The sequence below is a fragment of the Legionella maioricensis genome, assembly GCF_023618015.1.
Lineage (GTDB): Bacteria > Pseudomonadota > Gammaproteobacteria > Legionellales > Legionellaceae > Legionella > Legionella maioricensis.
Genome location: NZ_JAJKBJ010000004.1, coordinates 74,225 through 99,826, shown reverse-complemented (window position 1 = coordinate 99,826; position 25,602 = coordinate 74,225). Strand labels below are relative to the sequence as shown.

Here is a 25,602-nt window from a genome sequence, read left to right as displayed (position 1 = left end):
ATAGTAGAATGAATAGTTATTTTGAGCAATTATCAGGACAGCAGGGCAAGAGTATGTTTGCTTAAATAATTGGCAATTAATAATTAATTTTGTCTTTGCGAGTGTTAACGAAGTAATCCCGATCGATGTTCAATTGCAATCCTGATCTGGATCAACTATGTTCGCAAAGGCATAGATAAGATTGATTTACACACACATGATCTTGCGCTGATAGGATAGATTTTCAGAACTAAATTGTTTTTTATAGGCCGTCCCTATACAATGGCATAAATTTACTCTTTATGGTGAAATTTGTTCATGAAATATTTGGTGCTTATCTTATTATTTTTAACTCAAGTGGGTTGCGCGATAAACCATAAAGTAATGGTTGGCGATGAACAAGTTGTAATTCAACAAACAGTGGGGAAGGGCAAAAATTTTGTCCATGTGCATCATAATGAGCAAACGGCGTTAAAGGCTGCTAAGGTAGTAATTAATAAGGAAGGGGGCAGTCTTATTACTTTAGTTCATTCAGGTGGCCGAAATATAGTGTTTCATTTAAATAGCAAACGTTATGAGTTTGATCCTAACCGAATTTATACTGATGCAGGAATTAAAAAAACGCTAACGCAATTTGGTGCATATTCTCCTGAGGCTCATCGAGAAGTAAAAAAACTGGCAGATAAAATAAAACAGTTATTACCAAAAGGAAAAATAATTGCTGTTCATAATAATTCATCCTACTCCCTAAAAGATTATTTACCAGGACATCAATTAGCTCATGATGCTAAAGCGCTCCATATGAATCCTGATAATTATTATAGGAATTTTTATTTGGTCACTAAGATCAGTGATTATTTGCGTTTAAAAATGGAAGGCTTTAACGGTATATTACAAAAACCAAATGCCACGGATGACGGGTCTTTATCCGTCCTATTGGCCAAGAGCGAATACATTAATGTAGAAGCGGGTTTTGATCAGTTGATGGAGCAAATAAAAATGTTGCAGCGCGCGTAGCTTCCAAGTGCATTTGAATCGTGTTGGATACCATTAAGTTGCTTTATAAGGCAACTTAATGGTAAATGTGGCTCCCTTATTAACTCCTTCAGATGCAACTTCTAATGATCCTTTCATTTCATTGATTGCAATAATACTTGAGTGCAGTCCAAAACCATGCCCTGATTTTTTGGTGGTGTATCCATAGGAAAAAATTTGTGATTGATGTGCCTTCTCAATGCCGATACCGTTATCAATTACTTGTATAAAAAATGAACTTTCATCTATAGGGCCTGCTTTTATCCGAATGATTTTTTCTTTATTTCTTGATTCTATTACGGCTTCTTTTGCGTTGTATATTAAATTGATCAGTACTTGAGTTAATTTTAATTTATCCACGTGGATTTTTTTAAACTTGATGTATTCTTTGTTTACGATAATTTTATGCCTTGAGAAATTAATGCCGGCTAAAGTTAATGCTTCATCTATCAGTTTTTCAATTGAGATTAATTCTGAAAAACTAATAATCCCGCTAAAGGACTGCTGTAAAGCGATAATTTCCTTAATATGTTGGATGTTTTGTTCTAACCTGTTAATTTCTTCAATTAAAGAATTATATTCTGTTTGCCATTTGTTGGTTAACAGACTGAGATAATTGGGGAGTCGGGAGCCTCTGGGATCTGAGCTAATGAAAGTTCCCAAATCGTGTTGATGCTCATGAATCAAATTATTAACATCTGCTAATTTTTGTATATCAATCTTTCTGAGATGGTCTTTTATTAAGGATGACGATACATTGACACTGTTTAATACATTGCCCACATTGTGTAATACACTTGAAGCCACTTCAGCCATTCCCGATTGACGAGCTATTTTCACTGATTTTTCAGTAAGAACCTCTTTAAACGAGGAAATAGTTATTGCTATACCTAAAATGAAGATAGTTACAATGGCAATCATAACCGACATTGAATCAGGGTTTTCTCCCACGCCCATATTGGGCATGGTGCTTAAGGGGGTAAATATTGCTGCAGCCATACCGGTATAATGCATTCCACATATAGCCGCGCCCATAATTAGTGCACTAATAATCTTTAGAAGAAAACGATTTTTTATATCGGCTTGCGTACTTTTTATTGCTAAATATAAAGCGGCTTCAGAAGCAAAAATAGCAATCAAAATGGAAAGAATAAAGACATTTGGCAGATAATGAATGTTCATACTAATCGACATCGCAGCCATGCCGGTATAATGCATGGCTGCAATGGCGAAGCCCATCACTATTCCCCCTAATATCAGGTAGAGGAGTTTAATATTTTTGGGGCGTAACAAAGAAAGTGCCAGTCCCGATGCAATAATGGCTACTACTATAGATAAACCGGTTAAAGTGGGATCGTAAAGCATTGGCATAGGCATGATAAAAGCCAACATGCCAATGAAATGCATAGACCAAATGCCTGCTCCCATAGCAAGTGAACCACCAATTAACCAAAGAAAGCTTTCAAATTTACTGATACTTACATCTCTCATTCTATAGGTAACATCCAGGGCAACATAAGAAGCTGCGGTTGCGACCAGGAAAGATAATACTACCAAACGAATGCTGTATGTTCCGGTAAGTTGATCCTGGGGAATGGGGAGCGTTTGGAAAAATTGCGCGAACATAACCTCATCCTTAGGGGTTTATATGACGGTGAATAAGCGTATTTTCGAGGAGATTTATTGCTGCTAAATCAACAGATTATTATAAAATCAAGGCCAGTACAAATGCAATTATCGACAAAGACCAGCCTATATCCTAATATTTATCATTATAGCGGAAGATGAAGGGAATGACTGTGGATCACACAAAACAAAAACGTATTTTGTTGGTTGATGACAATGCAGAGATCCATAAGGATTTTTGTAAAATTCTTTCTCAAAGTGATGATGTGGCTCTAGACGATGACGAAGAAATTTTATTTGGAAAAGTCAGAAATGCTAAAAATTATAATGCACCGGATTATAAAATTGACTCAGCTTACCAAGGGCAAGAAGCACTTGAATTAGTAAAAGATTCCGTGTTGAGAGGAGAGCCTTACGCTTTAGCTTTTATTGATATGAGAATGCCTCCGGGTTGGGATGGTATTGAAACAATTAAAAGAATTTGGGAGATAGATCCCTACATTCAAATGGTCATTTGCACTGCCTATTCTGATCACTCTTGGGAAGATATTACCAGTGAGTTAGAAAATTCTGATAATCTCTTAATTTTGAAAAAACCCTTTGAAGTAATTGAAATTAATCAATTAGCTGCGGCATTAACTAGAAAATGGGAATTAATAGCTCATTTGAATACTCTAGTTAAAAATCGTACTAATGAATTGGAGCGCTTAAGCTCTCTGACCCAAACAACAATTGAGTCTGTACAGGAAGGGATTCTCGGCGTTGGACTAAACGAACAGGTTTTAGTGTATAACGAAAATTTTTTGACTCAATGGGATATTTCAAAAGAACTACTTCAATCAGAAAAGTCCAGCCTTGTTTTTCAGCGACTAGCGAAGCAAGTTGAGGATCCAGTCATTTTCATGCAAATGATGAGGGATTTACAAGCACATCCCCAACAAAAAAGAAACAGGGAATGGAAATTAAAAACAGGTAGTGTATTGGAGCTGTTTGCCCAACCGCAATATCTGCACGACCAAGTGATAGGTATAGTTTATAGCTTTCGTGATGTCACGGAGCGGAAGGAGTTAGAGCAGCAATTACTCCATCAAGCCACCCATGATATTTTGACTGGGTTACCTAATCGTGCTTTATTGACGGATCGAATTAATCAAGCAATTTCACATGCCAAACGTTATAACTTGTGCGTAGCTATTTTGGTGGTGGATTTAGATTTTTTTAAAGAAGTAAACGACACCTATGGGCATAAATTTGGTGATTTATTGCTAAAGCAACAAGCAAAAAAGCTATCCAATTTTGTGCGTGAAAATGATACCGTCGCTCGGATGGGAGGGGATGAGTTTATTGTCATTTTGGGCTCGCAGGCAGATGAAAAAAATCTTATTGGGCTTCTTAATCAATTTGTAGAGTTATTTTCAACCCCATGTCAAATAGAAGAGCGCGAGCTTATTGCTACTGCAAGTATCGGGGTGAGTATTTATCCTCGAGATGGTCTGGATTCAGATACTTTGTTAAAAAACGCAGATGCAGCTTTGTACCATGCAAAAGAACTTGGTCGCAACAGGTTTCAATTTTACATGGAAGAGTTTAATAAACAGATTATGCAACGAACTGAGCTAACTATAGCCCTTAGCCAGGCGCTAAAAAACAATGAGTTATCTCTAAATTATCAGCCTTTGGTTGACTTAAAATCAGGTATCATTATTGGGGTAGAAGCATTATTGCGTTGGCGACATCCTTCGTTAGGCCTAATTCCACCAACAACGTTTATTCCTATCGCCGAAGAGTCAGGCCTTATTATTTCCATTGGGGAGTGGGTTTTAAGAACAGCCTGTGCTCAAGCTCAATTTTGGCACCAGACATCCATTTTTCATACGCTAAAAATGTCAGTTAATATTTCTGTGAAGCAATTTCGACAAAAAAATTTTTTGTTCGTTCTTAAGAGTATTCTTGAAGAAACACAGCTTGATCCTGATTGTTTAGAACTGGAAATAACAGAAAACCTGATCTTGGGAAATGTTTCTGAGGTCATTCAACAAATGATTGAATTGAAAGAGTTAGGTATTCATTTTGCGATCGATGATTTTGGTACTGGATACTCAAACTTGAGTTATATAAAACATTTTCCATTTGATACAGTAAAAATCGATAAAACTTTTATAGATAATATTACAACCGATCCTTACAATGCTTCCATCGTCCAGGCAATTATTGGTATGACAAAAAACATGGGAATAAATGTCTTGGCTGAAGGAGTAGAGCATAAGGAACAAGTTGAATTTTTAAAAAAACATCATAGTAATCAAGTTCAAGGATACTATTTCAGCAAGCCTTTGAATGAAAAAGATTGTACTCAATTGCTAACCCAGAAACAGAGCAAGAAAAATTTTGGTGAAAATTTGTAGTTGAAATATCCCATCGAATTACCGATATGGATTCTATTTAAAAGAAATGTTTAATGCATGAATAGTTTGTATTTTTGACCATTCATGGATTTTTAGCTTTTTACTGTCTTTTGAAAAAGTCTGTTAATTGATATTTGGGATTCCTTATTATCACATGCTATCATTGATCTCTCTAAATTTACGGAGTTGTCAATGACATACGATAAAATCAAAGTGCCTTCACAAGGCGAAGCCATTACAGTTGCAGCTGATCGTTCTCTTCGTGTACCTAATAACCCGATTATTCCTTTTATAGAAGGGGATGGCATTGGCGTTGATGTAACACCTCCTATGATTCGTGTTGTTGATGCCGCAGTCGAAAAAGCTTATGGCAATAAGAGAAAAATTGCCTGGATGGAGGTTTATGCCGGGGAAAAGGCAACTAAAGTGTATGGTAAGGATCAATGGTTACCTAAAGAATCTATTGATGCGATGAAAAAATTTGTTGTTTCCATTAAAGGCCCTTTAACTACTCCAGTGGGTGGTGGTATTCGTTCACTGAATGTTGCTATTCGCCAGGATATGGACCTTTATACTTGTTTACGTCCCATCCGTTATTTTAGTGGTGTTCCAAGCCCTGTTAAAGAGCCATGGAAAACCGATATGGTAATTTTCAGAGAAAATTCAGAAGATATTTATGCGGGTATTGAGTGGCAAGCTGATACTGCTGAAGCAAAAAAAGTAATTCAATTTCTTATGAAAGATATGGGTGTTAAAAAAATTCGATTTCCTGAACATTGCGGTATCGGTATTAAACCCGTTTCAAAAGAGGGAACTACCCGTTTAGTAAAAGCTGCGATTCAGTATGCAATTGATAACGATCGTGAAACGGTAACTTTGGTTCATAAAGGTAACATTATGAAATTTACCGAAGGTTCCTTTAAGGATTGGGGCTATCAGGTAGCTCGTGACTCTTTTGGAGCTAAAGAATATCAAGGTGGACCCTGGATGGAATTTAAAAATCCTAAAACGGGTAAACAGATTATTATAAATGATGTGATTGCAGATGCGTTTTTGCAACAAATTCTCTTAAGACCAGAAGAATATAGTGTCATTGCTACATTAAATTTAAATGGCGATTATATTTCTGATGCTCTGGCTGCTCAGGTAGGCGGTATTGGTATTGCTCCTGGTGCCAATATTGGGGATGAAGTTGCTGTATTTGAAGCTACCCATGGAACAGCACCAAAGTACGCCGGTCAAAATAAAGTGAACCCAGGCTCCATTATTCTTTCCGCTGAAATGATGTTGCGGCATATGGGATGGACTGAGGCCGCTGATCTCATTATCCGAGGCATGGAAGGCGCAATTGAAGCCAAGACAGTTACTTATGATTTTGAACGTGGTATGACCGGGGCTACTCTGGTAAGCAGCTCAGGTTTTGCTGATGCGATGATCAAACACATGTAACTGCATAGTAACTATTCATCATTTTCTAAGAGAATTTGGTGAATAGTTTCTGCTCCTAAATATGCCATACTTAAAAGAGAAATGAAGTTTTGATAGCCCAGTAAAAAATTGCAATTAATTTACAATAGGGTGAGTTGTATCTAATCAATATGTTATTGATTATTTCAATAGTCAAATATTTCCTTAAAAATAGCTAAATTTACTGGCCAAATGCGTGCAGGGAGTCTATAAAAATAGTAAGAGGTTGTAAGTTATGAGCGGGCAAAATATAGAGGAAATTGTGAGACATGTAATATCGGAGACGAAAACTCGTACTGATATTAAAGTCCCAAGAAAATATAAAGTTGTATTGCTCAATGATGACTATACGCCAATGGATTTTGTGGTAGAAGTACTGAAGCATTTCTTTCATTTAAGTGAGGAGATTGCAGTTCAGGTGATGTTGCAGGTTCATCTTCAAGGGAAAGGCGTGTGTGGGGTATTTACACGAGACATAGCAGAAACAAAAATTGCCCTAGTAAATGAATACGCCAGAATGAATCAACATCCATTGCTATCTAGCATGGAACCCGAATAACTGGTGGTGGGCTGGAAAGGAGCAACGACAATGTTAAATAAAGAACTAGAATTCACCTTGAATCTAGCCTTCAAGGAAGCAAAAGAAAAGCGTCATGAGTTTATGACCGTAGAACATTTGCTGTTGTCCTTGCTTGATAATCCGGCAGCAGGTAATGTATTGCAGGCATGTGATGCTAATATTGAATCATTACGACGTGATCTGATGGAGTTTATAGATGAAACAACTCCCAGAATTCCTGAAGATGAGTTAGATCGAGAAACTCAACCTACCCTTGGTTTTCAACGGGTATTACAACGCGCAGTTTTTCATGTGCAGTCAGCAGGAAAAACTGAAGTAACCGGTGCGAATGTACTTGCTGCTATTTTTAGCGAACAAGAAAGCCAGGCAGTATATTTTTTACGTCGTGAGAATATTACTCGTCTTGACGTAATTAATTATATTTCTCATGGCGTTTCCAAATATCAAAATAATGACATGCATGATCACATGAATTCCTCTATGGACGAGGATATGATGTCTTCAGAAGGTAGCGAATCTCCTCTTGACAGTTATTGCATGAATCTTAATCGACGTGCAAAACAAGGCAAGATAGATCCTCTAATCGGTCGGCATGAAGAAATACAACGTACTATTCAGGTACTATGCAGACGCCGAAAGAATAATCCATTACTTGTCGGTGAGGCCGGCGTAGGTAAAACAGCAATTGCAGAGGGATTGGCAAGACGTATTGTTGATGGTGAAATTCCCGAAGCGATCCGCGGATGTATTGTTTACTCACTCGATCTTGGCGCATTGTTGGCTGGAACCAAATATCGTGGAGATTTTGAAAAACGTCTCAAAGCGGTATTAAAACAACTGGGACAGCAAGAAGGCGCGGTTTTATTCATCGACGAAATCCATACCATAATTGGTGCTGGAGCTGCCTCTGGTGGTGTTATGGATGCTTCCAATTTGATTAAACCATTATTGGCAAATGGTGAATTGAAGTGCATAGGTTCTACAACGTATCAGGAGTATCGCGGTATCTTTGAAAAAGACAGAGCTTTAGCCAGACGTTTTCAAAAAATAGATATTTCTGAACCAACAATTGACGAAACCTTCGAAATCTTAAAAGGTTTAAAAGGTCGTTTGGAAGAACATCATGGCGTCAAATTCTCTATTGCTTCTTTAAAAGCTGCTGCAGAATTATCAGCTAAATATATAAATGATCGATTTTTACCTGATAAAGCTATAGATGTAGTGGATGAAGCCGGGGCCTATCAGAATTTACTAACAGCGAACAAACGCCGTAAAATAATTAGCGTGACTGAAATTGAGAGTGTTGTTGCGAAAATTGCACGCATACCCATTAAGAAGGTTTCAGCTCGTGATAAGGATACGCTAAAAAATCTGGAACGAGATTTGAAATTATTAGTTTATGGACAAGATCAGGCAATTACTGCCTTATCCTCTGCTATTAAATTAGGACGTTCAGGTCTTCGAGAGCCTCAAAAACCGGTAGGATGCTTTTTATTTGCAGGCCCTACGGGGGTGGGTAAAACTGAAGTGACCCGACAATTAGCTAATGTACTCGGTATTGAGCTTTTACGCTTTGATATGTCCGAATATATGGAAAAACATACTGTTTCTCGTTTAATCGGAGCCCCTCCTGGGTATGTTGGATATGACCAAGGCGGACTATTAACTGAGGCAGTGACTAAAAATCCTCATGCTGTTTTATTGCTTGATGAAATAGAGAAAGCTCATCCAGATGTATTTAATCTACTGCTGCAAATTATGGATCATGGCACTTTAACCGATACTAATGGTCGTCAGGCTGACTTTAGACATGTCATTATGGTAATGACCAGCAATGCTGGGGCAAATGAAATTATTCGTAATTCCATCGGCTTTTCAATGCAAGATAATTCTAACGATGGCCTGGATGTAATCAAAAAACAGTTTAGCCCTGAATTTAGAAACAGACTGGACGCAATTATTAATTTTGCTCCATTAGATGCTCAAACCATTGGTTTGGTGGTTGATAAATTTATAATGGAGTTGGATGAACAATTAAGTCATAAAGGTGTTACCTTTACGGTCGATAAATCAGCACGCGAATGGTTAATAGAGCATGGCTATGATAAGGCAATGGGGGCTCGTCCTATGGCCAGATTGATTCAGGAAAATGTTAAAAAACCACTTGCTGATGAGCTGTTGTTTGGCAAATTAATTCATGGTGGGCACGTCATATTAAAAGTTAAAGACGGTAAATTGCATTTTGATAGTCATGATCACCGAGAAGGTGTGTTCTAATCTCCATTAATCAGGGCATATCAAATGGATGCTCCTGATAAAGCGCAAGTATTTTCAGCGCTTTATCAGGAGCAAAATTTTTTTTAGATATCCTGACCCTATTATCATGAGGATAAGGGGATATGCGTACTCTTTGACATCCAAAGATCCTTAAATTTAAAAAACAAGGTAGCCTGGTTGCAAGTTAGGAACAGACAGGAGCTTTTGTTTTTATTGAGCTAAAGAATTCAGGGGGTGTATGGACTCCAATGGCAGTACACTAATTTCAGAATTAAGTTTCCCTTGGGATTTTTCCATTGTTTTATCAAATTCACCTTTAGACAGTGCTTTATTACTAACGTATATTTCGTGCAGTCCTTTTTGACCTTCTGTGAGAACTTTAGAGATCTCTGTCAGATTATTTCCTTGACCTGATTTATCCAATTCCCCCAATTTTGTATATATTCTGTGGGCTAAATCCGATTTCTCAGATGAAACAAAAGGAGGAATGGAAATGGGCATTATCGCACTTAGAATTTTATTAACGCTATTCCAAAACAGATTACGTTTATAATAAGCTTCAAAGTCTTTGCCAATATCAGAAGCCAGGCTGGTTTCAGCATAACCTGGAGCACTTAAGGCATTGAGTCCTGTAATTAATTGGTTAAAAGTAGGGAGTTTTGATCTCTTATGATACGCTTCCGCAAGGAAATTAATAGAAATGACTGAGTCATCATTCATTTGTAACTGTTGTAAATGGTCCGCTGTGTTACTTAAAATTGATTTGACTTCTTTTAGTTTTTGAAAATAATCCAAATGCTCACTATCCTTTATTTCCTGGAGTTCTTGACGAACTTTTACTATGTATTTTTGTTGCTTAGGATGGAGTTCTGGATTGCTATTGTAGTGTTCTTCAAGAAATTTATCGGCGGCTTGAACCAACCTTTCAGGAGTTTGACTTAGCTTCTTTAGTTGCAGAGCCATATAACCTGTAGGGTTTTCACCAGAGCTTAAATATTGGGTTACAGCATATATTGCTTTGTGTAAGCTTTGTGTTGCTTGTTCAGGTTCCATTTGATGTGCTTTGTCTAAGATCTCTTTTAACCATTTCGTTGCAATTTTTGTATCCAGGGTATCTTCTTGGCTATGATATAAGCTGTAATTAATGATGGCTGTTATTGAATGTTTTAGAAAAGTCAGCTCATCCTTTACTGGTGTATCTCCAAGTGGCGTATGGAAATGAAAAGCAGCATTTCGAGGCTCTGGTAAAGGTTGGCCTTCTTTTATTGAGCAAATTCTGCAAAATCTTTCATAGAATTCAGGGGTTTCTTCATCTAATGATCCCAGTTCTTTTATTACCTCTTCTTCAGGGACTTTTTTCCCATTTAAAAATCTATCGAAAAGGTTCGGATAGAATTTTTGAAATAATTCCCCATGTTCCTGGTTAACAAATAATTGGTGGTCCTGGCTATAATACTTATGCTCAGTTAATACATCTCTTGTATTAAGCTGAGTGCCTTTAGCGTAGAACCACCAGTTTTCCTGCATTTGATTGTATTCATGGAAACGATCTGCCGGACTTAAAACATGTGCGATTTCATCGTCGTATTCCGTCCAGGTTTTCATTATTTTATAGGGCGGAATAAGAGCATCTTGAGGAAGACTCCCTGTTTCTTTTGCAAACCGAAAGAAATCGTCGTGTAACAGGCGAGGCACATGGTTGGTTTTTTTATCAGTAGACAATAACATGGCTTTACCATGCCAACCCGGATAAACTTTAGTAGATACTTTCGTTGTGTGGGGACTGGCTAATACATAATGATTTCTATCTTGAGGATCAAAACCAGGCGTATATTCGTGCAACATAAGAACGGATTCAAATCTTTGAACGTTCTTGGGAATGGTATAAGAACTGGGATGATCACCACGGCCAGGTCCTGGAACTTGATCAATAAGAAATAAATTGACTTTAACTTCCGGATACATGGTATCTAATAAGTTAGCAAGTCTTAAACAAGCATCTGCTCCTCTGCTGAAACCATGCAAATTAACCGTTTCAGGCATTTTACCGCCATTATTTTTGATCAGATTTTCCAGATAGAGAATGGATTCAAATAATAAATCATCCATTCCGTCACCAGCCAAACATCCGGTGAGACGCTTCATCAAGTCACTTACACCTTGTGATATTTTTGAACTTATTTTTTTCTTTATATTTTCCTCTGCGTCATAAACATATTGACCTGGAGTCGGGTGTTTGTCGGATAAATGCTCTGGATCGGAGCCCACCCCATCAAATAATCGAGCTGCTGTTCCGTTTTTTTTAGCGGCTTTATAAAAATTGGTTAGGGCATCTTGATATGAACTGCGGTGACAGTTGGTTCCTAAAAAGAAAAGGCTGACTACTTTATTTTTCATAATTGACCCATTAATTAATCAATTTATATTTCCATGTTACTACTAGAACATTAAATAAACATGACGTAATTATTAAGGATTTATGACGTCATTAATGGTTGAAAATGAGTCATGGTAGTTTCAATTTAAGTATAGAAGATAAATGATTAAAAAAAGGACAAAAATAATAAAAGGCAATAATAATCTCTAATTGAGAAGGCGAGGTTGATTTGATATTTGCTGTAGGGCGAATTAACTCTCAACACTATGAGACTGCATATACGCTCTGGAGCGTTTGGGGGTTCACTGTTCCATCATCCCGAGGATCTCCCGAAATAGGCATAAACCACGTTTTGGAGCTCCTTCGCATCGCTCCGGATGACGTTTTTGTTCATCATTAACCTATAAGCCAGGTCACTGCATTTTTATTGGTTCGGGATTAAGTAAAGAATTCACCGTGTGAGTTTCACATTTTTGAATAGTCATGGTCAGCGTGCTCAAATCACCTAAAGCGCGCATTATCCGAAAAGTGGTATTTTCCATAGAGGTTATTCCTCTTTGAGCTAACCCTTGTTTTCGCCAAATTTTAAGCGCATTAGCGTAGTCTATTAGTTTCTGGCAATTGAGAGTATTGGGGGTTTGGTTATAAATTTTTTCTAAATTGATAAGTTCATGCTGATGCGTTTTAATCGCATGAATCAGTTCTTCTTTGGTATAAGGAATTTTTTCCCGTTGAGGTTTTTCAATCCACTGATGATTTAAAAGTGAGTAAACTCCTCCGTGTTCATCCCTAACTGATACAGGAGTGATTTGAACGCTATAATTTCCAATAGATATTTTTTCGCTATGCCATACAGTTCTTAAAAGAGTTAAATAGTCATTAAGTAGTCCTTTATCGCAGGGGACATTAAAATCAATCAATAAATGAAGATCTACATCACTTCCATTCATATAGCCATAACCAGCCAGACTGCCGACAAATAAAATATCAACGAGCTTTGCATCGGGAAATTTTTTCTTTATTTTCGCAAAATAATAATTACCAACATGCAGAAGTCTTTTTTCTATAAAATTATTAAATTGTTCGTTAGTGAAAAAATAAGGATTTAAAGTAGCATGAGGACTTATTGCGTCATTAACTTTTTGTTCCAATAAGGGGTCTGATGAATGAATGGTATTCTTTAAATTATTGGCATAAGTTAAGGGCATCAATAGGGGTAATAAATAACATAAGAAAAGCAAAGCGCGTTTTATCATTTCTGCATCCTGCAACGAATTAAAACTTCATCAAAATTAGAGGTTGTTGACCATTCATTTTTGAAAGCCCGACGTGCCACACCGAGCAAGTCGTGGTAGGTTGAAAGAGCAATTGTCAATAGACCCTAATAATTAACCTTTATTAATTGTAGTTTACCTGAAAACCCGTGTTGCATGTCAATAAATTTGAATCAGTTACAATCCTATCTAATTCTGGATATAATATTTATTTTCTCATAGTGAATTAAAGGGATTATGTTAACCGTAATTATAATTTCTAAAAATGAAGAGGCGAATATTAGACGGTGTTTGCAGTCGGTGAGTTTTGCTGATGAGATTATAGTTCTTGACTCCGGCAGCACGGATAATACTGTAGCTATTGCCAAGCAATTTACTGATAATGTTTTTCTGACAGATTGGCCGGGTTATGGCGTTCAAAAGCAAAGGGCTTTATCAAAGGCAACAGGCGATTGGGTACTCAATCTTGATGCTGATGAATTCGTAAGCAAGGAATTACAGGAAGAAATTAAAGAGGCGATTGCTTCGGATTTTGCTGATGCCTATCGTATTGCTATTCAGATGATTTTTTACAATCAGCCCTTAAAATATTCCGCCAGTCCAAAGCGACATATTCGTTTATTCAAACGAGCTAATGCATTTTATAGCAAAGATATTGTTCATGAGAAAATTTTATTACCTCCAACTGCGGAAGTAGGCAAATTGAAAAATGCCATCTTGCATCATTCGTACCGAGATGTGAGCCATGTACTCTATAAACTTAATAGATACTCATCCTATAGTGCAAAAATTCGAATTGAATCCAAAAAAAGCACTGGCTGGATAAGAATTTTTATTGCTACGGGTTGGATGTTTGGCCGGTGTTTTATATTACAGCGTGGGTTTTTAGACGGAAGGCTGGGGTTTTTATTTGCACTTTTTAGTGCCCAAGGTACTTTTTATCGGGGTATCAAACAGCTATACCGCGATGTGAATATCGATCGATTGCCAAAACTATCAAAAGAAGATGAGAATATATTGTGACTGTACCATTAATTAGGGGCAAAGGTATTTTTTTAGCTCCGATATTCTTTGTTTTATTTATATTTTTTTTGCCGATTAGTCCCAGTGTTAAGTCAATTTTTTTAATATGCAGCATTGTGAGTATTTTATTTACTCCATATTACAGCAAGCATCTCTTTTATGCTTTTAACACCTTGTGGGGGCGTGCTGCACTGGGCTTATTTGTTTTTGTCTTAATTGCTTGTTTATGGAGTGACGCACCTTCTTCTATGCAATGGATGGTAGTAGGTAAATATCTTAAAGTTCTTTACCTTCCTATTCTGGCAGTTGGTTTCATTCATCCTAGAATACGCAATCTAAGCATCAATAGTTATCTGGCGGCAATAGTGTTTACATGCATTATTTCTATTTTGAAATCAAAGAGTATTTTTTTAGTTGGGGATCCTGGTGAGGTATTTTATAACCGGATCATCACCGGGTTTATGGTGTCTTTTGGCGCTTATCTGGCGGGATTATTTGCTTTTCAACACCAAGGATGGGGACGTGTTTCTTATATACTGCTGGTTTTGCTAACCAGTTATCAAGTGTTGTGTATCAATACGGGACGAACAGGGTATATCGTTTATTTTATTTTAATGACTTTATTATTATTACAGAAAATATCGTTTAAGAAAGCGGTTCCAGGCATTTTTTTGCTGTGTGGCTTGATGCTTGCTGTTTATTATGTAAGTCCTATCATGCAAGAGCGAGTTAATGATTTACTTAGCGATATAAAATTGAGCCAGCATCATACTGAAAATAGTTCTCTGGGCTATAGAGTTCAGTTTCATCATTATGCCAAATCATTATTTGCTACCCATCCAGTTATTGGTATAGGTACCGGTGGCTTTAAATATAGTTTTTCTAAGGACAACCCTGTCCCAGCATGGGGAAAAGAACTCAATGATCCTCATAGCCAATATTGGTTGACCCTTTCTGAACAGGGTGTAGTGGGACTATTGTTGTTACTATTCTTTTTAGGATCGCTATTTATCAGCTCCTTTCAGCTTACTGAAACGCGCCCCATACTTCTCGGGATTTTAGTCTCGTTCTCTGCATCAGCCCTCGCGGATACTATTTTGTGTTACTCCACTTTGGGCTTCATATTGGTGGTGATGAGCGCTTTATCTCTGGGCGAGTTAATTGAGCAAAGAGCATTAAAAAACGCTAAAGAAAGCGAATTCTCTTCATCACCAAATGGCCATTTTATCGATGTAATTCATACGGGATAATGGCAGCTGTTGACGCCATTGACTGTTCATAGGTAAGTCAACTTCCGTTGTTGCGAGCCTTGGCGAAGCAATCCAGAACAATGTTTCGTTAGAACTCTGTACTGGATTACTTCCCTTCATTCGCAGCGACGGCTATTTTGGATAAAGTAGGCCATAAGTGATAAAAATGATGGACAGGACCATTTCCTTGACCAATATGCTCCTCTTTTGCTGCACATATGGCATGAAATAAATAGTTTTTAGCCATAGCGCAAGCTTGTACTATATTCATGTTTTGTGCCAGACAAGATGCTATTGCTGCAGAGAGTGTGCACCCTGTACCATGGGTGTTTTTGGAATCAATTCTGGCACTTTTGAACCAGTGGTGCGTCCCATTTAAACCCAATAACAAATCATTCGAGTCAGTTGTTTTTAGATGCCCACCTTTTAATAAAACATATTGAGGCCCAAAATCCAGCAGCTTTTGGGCTACAACGTTCATTTGCTCTTCTGAAGTAGCATCGATACCGGTAAAGGTATGAGCTTCAGGAATATTGGGTGTTATGATTGTAGCAAGAGGCATAAGCAATTCAATTAATGTTTCAACTGCTTCCGGAATTAATAAAGGATCGCCACTTTTAGCAAGAGTGACTGGATCAAGTACTATGGGAATATTAGACCTCTCCGGCCTATTGATGGCCCTCTGCTTCAGGAAAGAAGCAACTAACTCAATGATTTCACTGTTAAACAGCATGCCAATTTTAATACTGTCAGGCACTATATCATCAAAGATGGCGTTAAGTTGATCTTCAATAGCTTGCAAGGGAATATCGTAGCATTTTCTTACCCCGCATGTATTTTGAACAGGCAGGGCAGTCAAAACAGTCATTCCATAACATCCAAACGCTGAAAATGTTTTTAAATCAGCCTGGATGCCTGCACCACCAGAACCATCGAACCCAGCAATAGATAGGACTTTGTATGACATTTATTTAATCTCTCATATGAGTGAATGCATCGACAAAATAAGTCCAGTCTGGATGGAACAAATTGTTTATAAATTCCTGTCTGAAAAAACCTGGTACTTCCGATTGATGGTGGGCTAACTGACCACATAAACCAAAATAGGCTGTGGCATAAGTTGCAGCTTGAAAAAGGTTGGAGTTATTAGCAGTAAAGGCGCTGATCACTGCAGTCATTGTGCATCCCATTCCTGTTATTAAGGGCATTATGTTTGATCCAAAAGGGAGTGTTTGAGTCTGATTCCCATCAGTTATAAAATCTTTTGGACCACTAATGACAATAATTTTACCCAAATCTTTCGCCAAGGAATTTGCAACAGTCATGGCTTTTTCTACAGGATGCATGCTTTCTACACCTTTTGTAGAGCCATTGGCACCAGACAAGGAAATGATTTCACTCGCATTACCTCGGACTATATTAGCCAAAGGAAGCAATTGAAGTGCGGCCGAGGTTCTCAGTTTACTTGCACCAGAGCCAACAGGATCAAGAATTACCGGTTTATTCAGCGAATTTGCAATTTTTGCAGCAAAAATTGCTCTTTCCATAAATACGCTATTTAAAGTACCGATATTAATGTAGAGAGCTTGACTGATGCTAACTAACTCCTCCAACTCTTCTATGGATTCAGACATCAGCGGAGCAGCTCCCAAGGCAAGAAGACTGTTGGCCATAAAATCCATGGTGACATAGTTGGTTAAACATAAAACCAAGGGTTTCTTTTCTCTTAGGACAAGTAATGAGGATTTAATTTGTTCTATCACGTTTAAAATTCCTGTTATCAATAATTTTACGAAGCTTTAAGGCCATTTCTGAAGGATTTTCTGCTTGATGCAGGGCGCCGATTATTGCTGCTCCTTGAGCGCCTGCTTGTATCAGTTGTGGTAAATTATCCTGGGTTATGCCTCCTATCCCTATCAAAGGATGTTTTGTCAGGTTACATAGCTGACTAACACCTTCTAATCCCCAAAGGGTTTTCAGGTTTTTTTTATTTGGAGTCGGAAATACTGCACTTGCGGCAACATAATTTAAATTTAAATCATTCGCTTGTTTCAGTTCATTTTCTGATTCAATAGATAAGCCGATGTATTTATTGCTCCCTAGCTTGCTTCTGGCTATTTGCGGGGAGCCATCTGATTGGCCAAGATGTACTCCATCAGCATTAGTTTGCAAAGCCAGCTCAACGTCATCGTTGATTATCAGGGGAACATTGTAAGGTTTTAAGAGTTGTTGAAGTCGTTGGGCAAACTGCAATTTGAATGCCGGATCCCCATTTTTTTCTCTTAATTGAACGCAGGTAACACCAGAAGAAATACATTTCTTAATGAAATCAAGGTATTCGGTTAAAGAGGAATTTTCCCGGTGCGTTACTAACATTAATTTATAAAAATCATTACTCATAACATCTCTTTATTACGTCTTTTACCAGGTTGCAATCTTCTCCTGGGGTTTTTGAAGTGAACATTCCTCTGATAGAGAGCCATCATTACACACTACCAGACCGGAAGTATCAAAAGTAGGCAATACTCCGCCATGCCATAAACAACACCCTTTCAGAAGTTGTAAGTCCATGATGGCATGTCGGGTACAATAGCATGCTGAATAAAAACCATTATTACAGACGAGACGCCCTGCAGATGAGTCGCAGTAATTTACCCCGCCCATTTGATTACAACAACCATCAGCAAATACAGGGGAGATAAACAAACTTAATGTACCCGTTAGAAAAAGAGTTTTAAATGATGGCATCTTGATTTCTCTATATGTTTATTAATTTTAGAATAGCATAGAGTTTAAAAAATTATTAGATTTACAGTGCATACTCAATGTTATTAACGGGACAAGAATTTTTCGCTAATAATTTTTCCAGAGTATATACCTGTCCTGATTCTTTTTACTAGGGGGTGCTGCGGATAAATTGGCTCTACCTGTAGCCTGTTTCCTCCAGTATTTTTAAGTCGTCAATAGATTCATAGTTTCTGGCGAATAAAATTTGTAGATATAGCTGGTGGCCAGCCCTGCCAGTAAGCCAAATAAATGTCCTTGCCAGGAAACTCCTTTTTCTCTGGGGAAAATCCCAAGAAAGATACCCGCAAAATAATAGAGGCTAAGCAGGCCAAGTATAATAGTGGTTAGCGTGCCATTTTGATAAATATTACAGATTAAAAACCCCCAATAACCTGTAATGAGTGCACTAGCACCTATATGCAATCCAGGTTTGGCAAAACACCATATGGCGAATCCACTCAATACCGTGATAATTAACGTTACAAGAAGATAATATTTAAGACCATTGATTAAAATAAAGTTACTTAAGACAAGTAACGGAATGGAGTTAAAAAAAATATGATTGAAATTAGCATGAAGGAGGGGAGCGCAGAGGATACCTGGTAATCCGCGAATATGTCTGGGGATAATACCAAGCAATAGAATTTTGCTGTTTATAAAATAACTAATAAAAAAAATGGACCAGGGAATAAGGAGGATCACCCCTAAAATATATAGATTATTTTGTGTTTGAGTAACAATTAAGTTGAGACTTGTCATTAACTCACTAATCATAATTTTACAGCCGATTGATTAACGGGTTTGGCCATACTTTTAGCGGGTGGGGGCGGGGCAATTGCAATATTGCGTACAGGAACAAAGAGTAAAGGCTCAACTAAAGTTTGGTTGACGATCATTGTCCAATGTAAATGCGGGCCTGTTACCCTTCCGGTCATCCCTACTAATCCAATTTGTTGTCCTTGTTGTATGGAGTCTCCTGGTTTAACCTCTATTTTGCTTAGGTGAGCATAGAGTGAGAAGACGCCCATCCCATGATCAATAATTACCGTGTTACCCGTAAAGAAATAATCTCCGGTTTCTACTACTTTGCCTTGATTAACAGCATGAATAGGCTCTCCTTGTTTCGCCGCAATATCAAGTCCAGAGTGGGGGTCTCTAGGCTCTTTATTATACACTCTTTTTAATCCAAATAAGCTGCTAATCGGCCCACGGATAGGAGCAGTAAATGGTTGTTGGAAAGGATTGGTATCGGTGTAACCAGAAAATAATTCAGTTAACTTTTTTGTTTCTTTTTCAATACGAAGTTTATCTTGTGGCTGCGGGTCCACTTTACTGGCGTCTTTAATATTTAAAAATTGAGTTGCATAAAATTTCTCACTAACGTGAAAAGGGATGGTTGTTTTAACGGGTTTGTTCACCGTCAAATATTGAACTGGATCTTTACTATTTAAAGGCACGGCAACCATAAGCAACCACTGATTAGGTTGGGGACCGGGCAACACAGGAATGCGTTTTCCTTGAAAATAGGCTTCAGGCTGCTTGTTGATGTCGATAGGAATAATGGTTAAGCCACCGTTTACTGAGTGATTTTCTGGTAGCGCTATTGCGAATGCACTATTTGACAAATAGAAAAAAAGAAAAAGAGTTATATTAATTATTTTATTCATGATCTCAATTAGTCCTTAATCTGAGTTACTTCACATGCTAAATTACCTTTTGCCAATCGCACCTCTATAGTATCTCCAATTTGTACCTGATGGGTAGTAAAGAGTACTTTATGTTTTTTGGTTGCTATTGCGTATCCTCTATCGAGAGTCGCTAAGGGACTGACTGCGTGCAACATTGATAAATTACTGTTTAATTGATACTTAAGATGATTGATTTTAACTTGTATTTGCTGAGCTAATTGCACGGATATCTGCATGAGGCGAATTTGGGTTTGTTCAATCAGCGTTTTAGGATTTTTAGCATGCAAGTGAGTAGAGTAAAGATGCAATTGATTTTTTTTCCGGTTAATCAAGTGGGCTAAATGAGTCATTAACCGCCGCTCCAGATAATCAAGAGTTTGCCAATAAACCGCTATATTCTTTTTGGGTGAGGATATTTTATCCATTAGATGGTTTAGTTTTAAATGATGGGCTTGAATGCTCCTTTTTATTGCCGCGTGTAGTCTTGATATGATGCTATCAAGCATATTGAATAATTCAAGACAATTGGGGGTGACTGCAGCAGCTGCAGCAGTTGGTGTTTCTGCTCTATAATCTGCTACAAAATCTGCAATAGTAAAGTCGGTTTCATGTCCTACCCCTGACACTACAGGAATAAGGCTTGCTGCAATTTGTCGCGCTAACTGCTCATCATTAAAGGCCCATAAATCTTCGAGACTGCCTCCCCCCCGGGCTAAAATAAGCACGTCGCAACGTAAGTCCGTATTAGCTGCCTGCAGGGCTTTGATTAGTTGTAAGGATGCGGTTGCACCTTGAACTTCACTAGGGTAAATAAGGATTGTTGCCAAAGGAAATCGACGAGCTAATGTCGATAATATATCACGAATCGCAGCGCCACTTGTTGAGGTAATTACCCCTATTGTTTGCGGGATAGGGGGAATGGGCTTTTTTCTGCTTTGAAGAAATAATCCTTCGGCTGCCAGTTTGTTTTTAAGCTCCTCAAACTGTTGATACAGTTTCCCTAAACCAGATTCAGTTAATTGTTCTACTATTAATTGATAATCTCCCCGGGCCTCATAAAGACTCAATTTACCGCTGGCTATTACTTGCTGACCATCAGCGAGTTTCGTTGCAAGAGAGCCAATATGACGGTTTTTGAAAAATACACAACGTATTTGTGCGCTACTGTCTTTGAGAGTAAAGTAGAAATGTCCCGAGTAAGGTTTGCTGAGATTAGAAACCTCTCCTTCTACATGTACCATACCAATTTCATTTTCAAGGTAGCATTTAACTTGTTTATTAAGTTGACTTACAGATAGTACTGAGAGCTGCGTATGCATGAGAGGGAAAATCCTGCAAATCAATGGTTTGACAATAATAGTATCAGATTAAAAAAGAATTCAAAATCTATTGATGTAGAGTATTCTATGATTTAACTTGATACGCTATCATCACTATTTTTTTGAGTGATTTAATTATTAATAATAAGGACATGGAATGAAACATGGGTTAGTGTTATTACTCTTGCTAACTTCCACGTATGCGGCGGCCGACACTTTATATGAAGCTGTTCAACATGGAATGATAGCTAATCCTGATGTTCTATTAAATACGGCAAAGGGCTTAGCAGCAAAGCATGGAGTAGATAAAGCTAAGGGGGGCTATTATCCCACTGTCGATGTTAATGCAGGCTTCGGTCGTGAAAATAGTCGTAACCCTACTACAGCAGCTATCGACGATACCCAAGTGGCTATTTTAAATCGCACTGAATCCATTATTGAGTTTAAACAAAATCTATTTTCCGGCGGCGGAATCGTTAATGAAGTAAAGCGAAACGAATATGTCACTGAGTCACAACGATGGACAACTCAAGGAGTAGCAGAAGATTTAGCTCTGGAAATTACCAAAGATTATTTAGCTGTTCTCATGCATGAACGTTTGTATGCCTTTTCTATCTCCAATCTTCAAGCGCACCGCGCGGTGTTTAAAATGATTAGAGAACGTGCTGATGCTGGAATTGCCCGTGCCGCAGAGGTGGATCAGGCCGTTGCCCGACTTGCTTTAGCTGAGTCTAATAAAATAAGTGCAGAGGCTGATTTACAAGAATCACGTATTAACTATGCTAAAGTGGTCGGTAAATGGCCTCAACACTTATCCTGGCCTCGTATTCCTACCAATAAATATTTGCCAAATAATTTACCCATGGCTTTGGAGAGAGGTATGGATAATCATCCAACAGTCAAAGCCAGCTATGCTGACGTGAAACAGGCAAAAGCTCAATATGAAGTAGCAAGAGCTGCTTATTATCCTAAAGTTGATGTAGTTTTAAGTGCCGCTAAAAATAGAAATCTTCAAGGACTAGTTGGTCCCAATGATGATAAATTGGCCATGTTGCGGATGAATTATAATGCTTTTCGGGGGGGCGCAGATCAGGCTTTTGTAAAGCAAACTGCCTATCAAGTGCAACAAGCTTATGAAACAAAGAATCGTACTTTGCTGCAATTAAAAGAAGCGATTCGTTTGTCATGGAATGTTTATATTTCTGCGGGACTTAGGTTAAGTCCATTAAGAAAACACGTCATCGCTTCTAAAAAAACACGTCTGGCCTATCAAGATGAATTTCAGGTAGGAAAAAGAACGCTTCTTGATTTGCTGGATTCGCAAAATGAATTGTACCAATCCCAAATTGAGTTAGCTCGTGGGGAAAATGATGAGATGCTTTCTCGATTCAGAATTTTAAATGGAATGGGCAGTTTATTGTATTTCTTAAAGATGAAATTACCTGTCAATGTAGTCAACAATGATGTATTTACTTCCGCACAGACTAATATTTTGTTGGATAAAAATATGGATCGCATTCCCTATCCGGATACTGCTGAGGAGCCTATGGTATTGGCACGTCCAGTAGCGAATATGGATACGGCACCTTTAACTGAGTCTATAATAGATAGAAATACTACTTATCCTTTACAGGTAACTCCCAAGGTGTGGTATGTGTCTGTAGGTTCATTCAAGGATAGAAAAAATGCTGTGGCCCTTGCTAATCGTTTAATTGGACTTGGTTTTTCAGCCTTTATTAGTCCCTGCAAAGAGCTATTAGCCGTCCTTGTTGGTCCCTATGAGTATCGTGGGCATGCTGGTAACGGGATGGAACGATTGAAGGAACTGGCTCATGTTCAAGGGATACTGGTTACGTTCAAAAAGCCACCAAAAAAGGTTTAATATAAATATAAGGTCAGGCATCTGGATCTCAATTTGCCTGGCTTTATTGTATTTAACCACTTCTCCCATTAAGGCCGCCCCCTCCATCAACCTAGAAAAAATTCAACAAATGGAGAAAAAATCACATGGAGATGTTCAAAAAAGATACCGAGCTTGGGCTAAATTACTAAGAACACTTAAAAATAAACCAGTTAATGTGCAATTGGAGAAAGTTAATTCATTTTTTAATCAATTCAGATATCAAACCAGTGAAGAATCACGAGGAATCGCAGATTATTGGAAAACACCGGAGGAGTTTATAAATGACGGTGGGGGTGATTGTAAGGACTATGTCATTATTAAATATTTCACTTTAATCAATCTTGGTGTTCCCCGAGAAAAATTAAGACTCACTTATGTCATTTATCTCACTTTAAAGCAGGCACATATGGTTTTGTCTTATTATTCATCTCCTGAGGCAGAACCTTTAATTTTAGACAATTTGGAAAATGAAATTCTCTATGCGTCTAAAAGACCTGATTTAAAGCCGGTATACAGTTTTAATGGTGAAGGGCTTTGGCTGCAAAAACAACGTAACCAGGGTACTTCCATAGGGCAACCCAATAGTTTAGGTAAGTGGGATGACTTAATGAAACGAATGCAACTAGAAGGTGATAAACCATGACTCTCATAAAGAAAATGGCTTTAGGTGTTTTAATCATGTTGTTTTTGGTGTTCATTGGTACCTATTTGATAACAATGAATAATGCACGTAATTTTTTTATTCAACAAATTGAGAGTAATGCACAAGATACTGCTACCTCGTTGGGTTTATCTTTGTCTCAATCTTTTTTAAATCATGATTTGCCAACAATGAATTCAATGGTGCAAGCTGTTTTTGATCGAGGTTACTTTTCCTCAATTGAGGTCAAAGACATTAAAGGAACAATTATTATTTCTAAAAAACAACTGCCCCAAAAGAGTAGTATTCCAGACTGGTTTGTGAATTTGATTCGATGGCCAACAACGGATAAATCCTCTTTGGTTATGAATGGCTGGAAGCAGGCTGGTGTTATATCGGTGACTACTGATCCAGGTTATGCCTATTCTTCTTTGTGGGCCAATGCTGTTGAAATGGTAAAATGGTATATTGTTTTTGCCGTCGTTGCCTTAATTCTGGTTTATGCTTTCATTCAATTTTTATTAAGACCCTTAAAAAGAGTCACCGCACAAGCATTGGCTATTTCAGAACATGAATTTCCAATAGAATCAAATGTACCTAAAACTCCTGAATTAAAGCAGGTGACTTTGGCAATGAACCAAATGGTGACTAAAGTTAAATCATTGTTTCAAACGCAGCTCCAACAAACTGAAGCACTTAGAATACAAGTGTACCAAGATCCGCTGACTGGAATGAGCAATCGTCGTCATTTTTTACAGCAGTTATCGGCTATTTTGGAAAATGAAGATGAATTTATTCCCGGCTACGTTTTAATGATTGTTATTGATGGATTGGATGACTTAAATAGGCAACAAGGATATCAGCAAGGCGATAACTTGGTTTTAACTGTTGCTCGTATTTGTAATGAGTTTTGGCAAAACGCTTCAGTAAGCACTATAGCAAGAATTAATGGCAGCACTTTCGCATTGATTAGTAATGAACAGGATCCTCTTGCTTTCGAGAGCGCATGTAAAGACTTCGAGCAGACGCTCAGGCAAGCGATTAGCAATATTGCTCTGTGTGAAATTCACATCGGTGCAACAGATTATTTTGTCCATCAATCCGTTTCAAATTTATTAACTATGGTTGATTTGTCAATTAAAAAAGCTCGGGAAAAAGGGGTTTTTTACTGTCAAAAAGAGCATGAAACCTTTAAGTATCCTCGTTTATTTGATGGTGAAGATATTAAAAATGCCTTGAATCAAAAAACCATGAATTTATACGTTCAGAATGTAACTAATGGTAAACAAAGCATGCACAAAGAGGTCTTTGTGCGTATTCCTGATCAGACGGGCGGAGAGTTAGGCGCGGGTTATTTCATGCCAATGGCGGAGAAATTATCCTTAGCTCATCTGATTGATTTATACGTGCTTCAGGAATTAACTTCCAAGAAGGTCTCTTCTCAAGAGTGTTTTGCTCTAAATATTTCTGAAAATACTTTGTTAAATAGGGAATATAGCGAAAAATATTTGGAGCAGCTTAAAAATTTGCCTGAAACAGTATTAAAGAATTTAGCGTTGGAGATCAATGAATCTTTTCTTCTCTCTAATTTTTCTGAAGTGAGGCTATTTGCCAAGCAGGCAAAACAATTAGGCGTAAAGATTGGAGTGGATAGAGTTGGCATCCATTTTTCTCCACTTCATTATTTAAGTGATTTACCTATCGATTATTTAAAACTGCATGGCAGTTTGGTGCAGGATATAGATGAGAATGAAAGCAAACAGTTTTTTATTCATTATTTTAATGAGATGGCTAAAACTATGGATATTCAGGTAGTGGCTACTCAAGTGGAGCAGCAAGCACAATGGGAAGCATTACAAATAATTCATGTACCTTGGGGGCAAGGGCGTTATTTGTCAGCTGTTGAACTATTAAGTTAGAAAATTGAGGGAGGCATTCTTGGGATATTTATTTAATAAAAATACATTCTTAC

Annotated in this window: 20 protein-coding genes; 10 read left to right on the top strand and 10 right to left on the bottom strand. The window is 37.7% G+C overall.

What is annotated here, in order from left to right:
* Positions 1 to 297: 297 nt before the first annotated feature.
* Positions 298 to 996, top strand: a complete 699-nt coding sequence (locus tag LOX96_RS05325; protein WP_250421011.1) for a protein tyrosine phosphatase — start codon at positions 298 to 300, stop codon at positions 994 to 996.
* 33 nt (positions 997 to 1,029) lie between these two features.
* Here the strand turns inward: LOX96_RS05325 and LOX96_RS05320 are convergent, their stop codons facing one another.
* Positions 1,030 to 2,640, bottom strand: coding sequence for an MHYT domain-containing protein (locus tag LOX96_RS05320; RefSeq protein WP_250421010.1), 1,611 nt, complete (start codon positions 2,638 to 2,640; stop codon positions 1,030 to 1,032).
* Between the two features lie 173 nt (positions 2,641 to 2,813).
* On the opposite strand from LOX96_RS05320, the gene LOX96_RS05315 reads away from it, so the two are divergent.
* The 4 genes from LOX96_RS05315 (at position 2,814) to clpA (ending at position 9,369) form a co-directional block, all read left to right on the top strand.
* Positions 2,814 to 5,045: an EAL domain-containing protein gene (locus LOX96_RS05315; RefSeq protein WP_250421009.1), complete on the top strand. Its 2,232-nt coding sequence runs from the start codon at positions 2,814 to 2,816 to the stop codon at positions 5,043 to 5,045.
* Between the two features lie 192 nt (positions 5,046 to 5,237).
* A complete protein-coding gene (gene icd, locus LOX96_RS05310) occupies positions 5,238 to 6,494 on the top strand; it encodes an NADP-dependent isocitrate dehydrogenase (RefSeq protein ID WP_250421008.1) in 1,257 nt (418 codons plus the stop codon).
* A 253-nt stretch (positions 6,495 to 6,747) separates the two neighbouring features.
* Positions 6,748 to 7,071 carry an ATP-dependent Clp protease adapter ClpS gene (gene clpS, locus LOX96_RS05305; RefSeq protein WP_250421007.1) on the top strand — a complete coding sequence of 108 codons (324 nt, stop codon included), beginning with the start codon at positions 6,748 to 6,750 and terminating at the stop codon, positions 7,069 to 7,071.
* Between the two features lie 30 nt (positions 7,072 to 7,101).
* The gene (gene clpA / locus LOX96_RS05300; RefSeq protein ID WP_250421006.1) at positions 7,102 to 9,369 is read left to right on the top strand and encodes an ATP-dependent Clp protease ATP-binding subunit ClpA; all 2,268 of its coding nucleotides are present in this window, start codon (positions 7,102 to 7,104) and stop codon (positions 9,367 to 9,369) included.
* Between the two features lie 210 nt (positions 9,370 to 9,579).
* Here clpA and LOX96_RS05295 read toward each other — a convergent pair whose 3' ends face one another.
* Positions 9,580 to 11,766 carry a DUF5621 domain-containing protein gene (locus LOX96_RS05295; protein WP_250421005.1) on the bottom strand — a complete coding sequence of 729 codons (2,187 nt, stop codon included), beginning with the start codon at positions 11,764 to 11,766 and terminating at the stop codon, positions 9,580 to 9,582.
* A 393-nt stretch (positions 11,767 to 12,159) separates the two neighbouring features.
* Positions 12,160 to 13,002 (bottom strand): hypothetical protein, encoded by an 843-nt coding sequence (locus tag LOX96_RS05290; RefSeq protein ID WP_250421004.1) that lies wholly within the window; start codon positions 13,000 to 13,002, stop codon positions 12,160 to 12,162.
* Between the two features lie 255 nt (positions 13,003 to 13,257).
* Here LOX96_RS05290 and LOX96_RS05285 point away from each other — a divergent pair, with 255 nt between their 5' ends.
* Both LOX96_RS05285 and LOX96_RS05280 read left to right on the top strand, forming a co-directional pair.
* On the top strand, positions 13,258 to 14,043 hold the full coding sequence (locus LOX96_RS05285) for a glycosyltransferase family 2 protein (protein ID WP_250421003.1): 786 nt from the start codon (positions 13,258 to 13,260) through the stop codon (positions 14,041 to 14,043).
* Positions 14,044 to 14,054: 11 nt separating this feature from the next.
* Positions 14,055 to 15,293 carry an O-antigen ligase family protein gene (locus LOX96_RS05280; protein WP_431606630.1) on the top strand — a complete coding sequence of 413 codons (1,239 nt, stop codon included), beginning with the start codon at positions 14,055 to 14,057 and terminating at the stop codon, positions 15,291 to 15,293.
* A 106-nt stretch (positions 15,294 to 15,399) separates the two neighbouring features.
* On the opposite strand, the gene thiD is transcribed toward LOX96_RS05280, so the two are convergent.
* The 7 genes from thiD to xseA all read right to left on the bottom strand — a co-directional run bounded on the left by thiD (position 15,400) and on the right by xseA (position 21,087).
* Positions 15,400 to 16,260, bottom strand: a complete 861-nt coding sequence (thiD, locus tag LOX96_RS05275) for a bifunctional hydroxymethylpyrimidine kinase/phosphomethylpyrimidine kinase (protein ID WP_250421001.1) — start codon at positions 16,258 to 16,260, stop codon at positions 15,400 to 15,402.
* Positions 16,261 to 16,264: 4 nt separating this feature from the next.
* On the bottom strand, positions 16,265 to 17,056 hold the full coding sequence (gene thiM / locus LOX96_RS05270; RefSeq protein WP_250421000.1) for a hydroxyethylthiazole kinase: 792 nt from the start codon (positions 17,054 to 17,056) through the stop codon (positions 16,265 to 16,267).
* Positions 17,040 to 17,693 (bottom strand): thiamine phosphate synthase, encoded by a 654-nt coding sequence (gene thiE, locus LOX96_RS05265; RefSeq protein WP_250420999.1) that lies wholly within the window; start codon positions 17,691 to 17,693, stop codon positions 17,040 to 17,042. Before thiE ends, thiM begins: the two co-directional genes overlap by 17 nt.
* 21 nt (positions 17,694 to 17,714) lie before the next feature.
* Entirely contained in the window at positions 17,715 to 18,041 is a 327-nt protein-coding gene (locus LOX96_RS05260) for a neurogenic locus notch (RefSeq protein ID WP_250420998.1), read from the bottom strand.
* Between the two features lie 204 nt (positions 18,042 to 18,245).
* Positions 18,246 to 18,854, bottom strand: a complete 609-nt coding sequence (locus LOX96_RS05255; protein WP_250420997.1) for a rhomboid family intramembrane serine protease — start codon at positions 18,852 to 18,854, stop codon at positions 18,246 to 18,248.
* Positions 18,851 to 19,747: a peptidoglycan DD-metalloendopeptidase family protein gene (locus tag LOX96_RS05250; RefSeq protein ID WP_250420996.1), complete on the bottom strand. Its 897-nt coding sequence runs from the start codon at positions 19,745 to 19,747 to the stop codon at positions 18,851 to 18,853. Before LOX96_RS05250 ends, LOX96_RS05255 begins: the two co-directional genes overlap by 4 nt.
* 8 nt (positions 19,748 to 19,755) lie before the next feature.
* Positions 19,756 to 21,087, bottom strand: coding sequence for an exodeoxyribonuclease VII large subunit (gene xseA / locus LOX96_RS05245; protein ID WP_250420995.1), 1,332 nt, complete (start codon positions 21,085 to 21,087; stop codon positions 19,756 to 19,758).
* 157 nt (positions 21,088 to 21,244) lie between these two features.
* Here xseA and LOX96_RS05240 point away from each other — a divergent pair, with 157 nt between their 5' ends.
* From LOX96_RS05240 to LOX96_RS05230, 3 genes are all read left to right on the top strand, one after another.
* The gene (locus tag LOX96_RS05240; protein WP_250420994.1) at positions 21,245 to 22,969 is read left to right on the top strand and encodes a TolC family outer membrane protein; all 1,725 of its coding nucleotides are present in this window, start codon (positions 21,245 to 21,247) and stop codon (positions 22,967 to 22,969) included.
* Between the two features lie 109 nt (positions 22,970 to 23,078).
* Entirely contained in the window at positions 23,079 to 23,633 is a 555-nt protein-coding gene (locus LOX96_RS05235) for a transglutaminase-like cysteine peptidase (RefSeq protein WP_250420993.1), read from the top strand.
* A complete protein-coding gene (locus LOX96_RS05230; protein WP_250420992.1) occupies positions 23,630 to 25,549 on the top strand; it encodes a bifunctional diguanylate cyclase/phosphodiesterase in 1,920 nt (639 codons plus the stop codon). Before LOX96_RS05235 ends, LOX96_RS05230 begins: the two co-directional genes overlap by 4 nt.
* Positions 25,550 to 25,602 lie beyond the last annotated feature (53 nt).

Coding starts and splice junctions, on each gene's coding strand:
- LOX96_RS05325 (WP_250421011.1), top strand. CDS start 298: ATGAAATATTTGGTGCTTATCTTATTATTTTTAACTCAAGTGGGTTGC.
- LOX96_RS05320 (WP_250421010.1), bottom strand. CDS start 2,640: ATGTTCGCGCAATTTTTCCAAACGCTCCCCATTCCCCAGGATCAACTT.
- icd (WP_250421008.1), top strand. CDS start 5,238: ATGACATACGATAAAATCAAAGTGCCTTCACAAGGCGAAGCCATTACA.
- clpS (WP_250421007.1), top strand. CDS start 6,748: ATGAGCGGGCAAAATATAGAGGAAATTGTGAGACATGTAATATCGGAG.
- clpA (WP_250421006.1), top strand. CDS start 7,102: ATGTTAAATAAAGAACTAGAATTCACCTTGAATCTAGCCTTCAAGGAA.
- LOX96_RS05295 (WP_250421005.1), bottom strand. CDS start 11,766: ATGAAAAATAAAGTAGTCAGCCTTTTCTTTTTAGGAACCAACTGTCAC.
- LOX96_RS05290 (WP_250421004.1), bottom strand. CDS start 13,002: ATGATAAAACGCGCTTTGCTTTTCTTATGTTATTTATTACCCCTATTG.
- LOX96_RS05285 (WP_250421003.1), top strand. CDS start 13,258: ATGTTAACCGTAATTATAATTTCTAAAAATGAAGAGGCGAATATTAGA.
- thiD (WP_250421001.1), bottom strand. CDS start 16,260: ATGTCATACAAAGTCCTATCTATTGCTGGGTTCGATGGTTCTGGTGGT.
- thiE (WP_250420999.1), bottom strand. CDS start 17,693: ATGAGTAATGATTTTTATAAATTAATGTTAGTAACGCACCGGGAAAAT.
- LOX96_RS05260 (WP_250420998.1), bottom strand. CDS start 18,041: ATGCCATCATTTAAAACTCTTTTTCTAACGGGTACATTAAGTTTGTTT.
- LOX96_RS05255 (WP_250420997.1), bottom strand. CDS start 18,854: ATGATTAGTGAGTTAATGACAAGTCTCAACTTAATTGTTACTCAAACA.
- LOX96_RS05250 (WP_250420996.1), bottom strand. CDS start 19,747: ATGAATAAAATAATTAATATAACTCTTTTTCTTTTTTTCTATTTGTCA.
- xseA (WP_250420995.1), bottom strand. CDS start 21,087: ATGCATACGCAGCTCTCAGTACTATCTGTAAGTCAACTTAATAAACAA.
- LOX96_RS05240 (WP_250420994.1), top strand. CDS start 21,245: ATGAAACATGGGTTAGTGTTATTACTCTTGCTAACTTCCACGTATGCG.
- LOX96_RS05235 (WP_250420993.1), top strand. CDS start 23,079: ATGGAGAAAAAATCACATGGAGATGTTCAAAAAAGATACCGAGCTTGG.
- LOX96_RS05230 (WP_250420992.1), top strand. CDS start 23,630: ATGACTCTCATAAAGAAAATGGCTTTAGGTGTTTTAATCATGTTGTTT.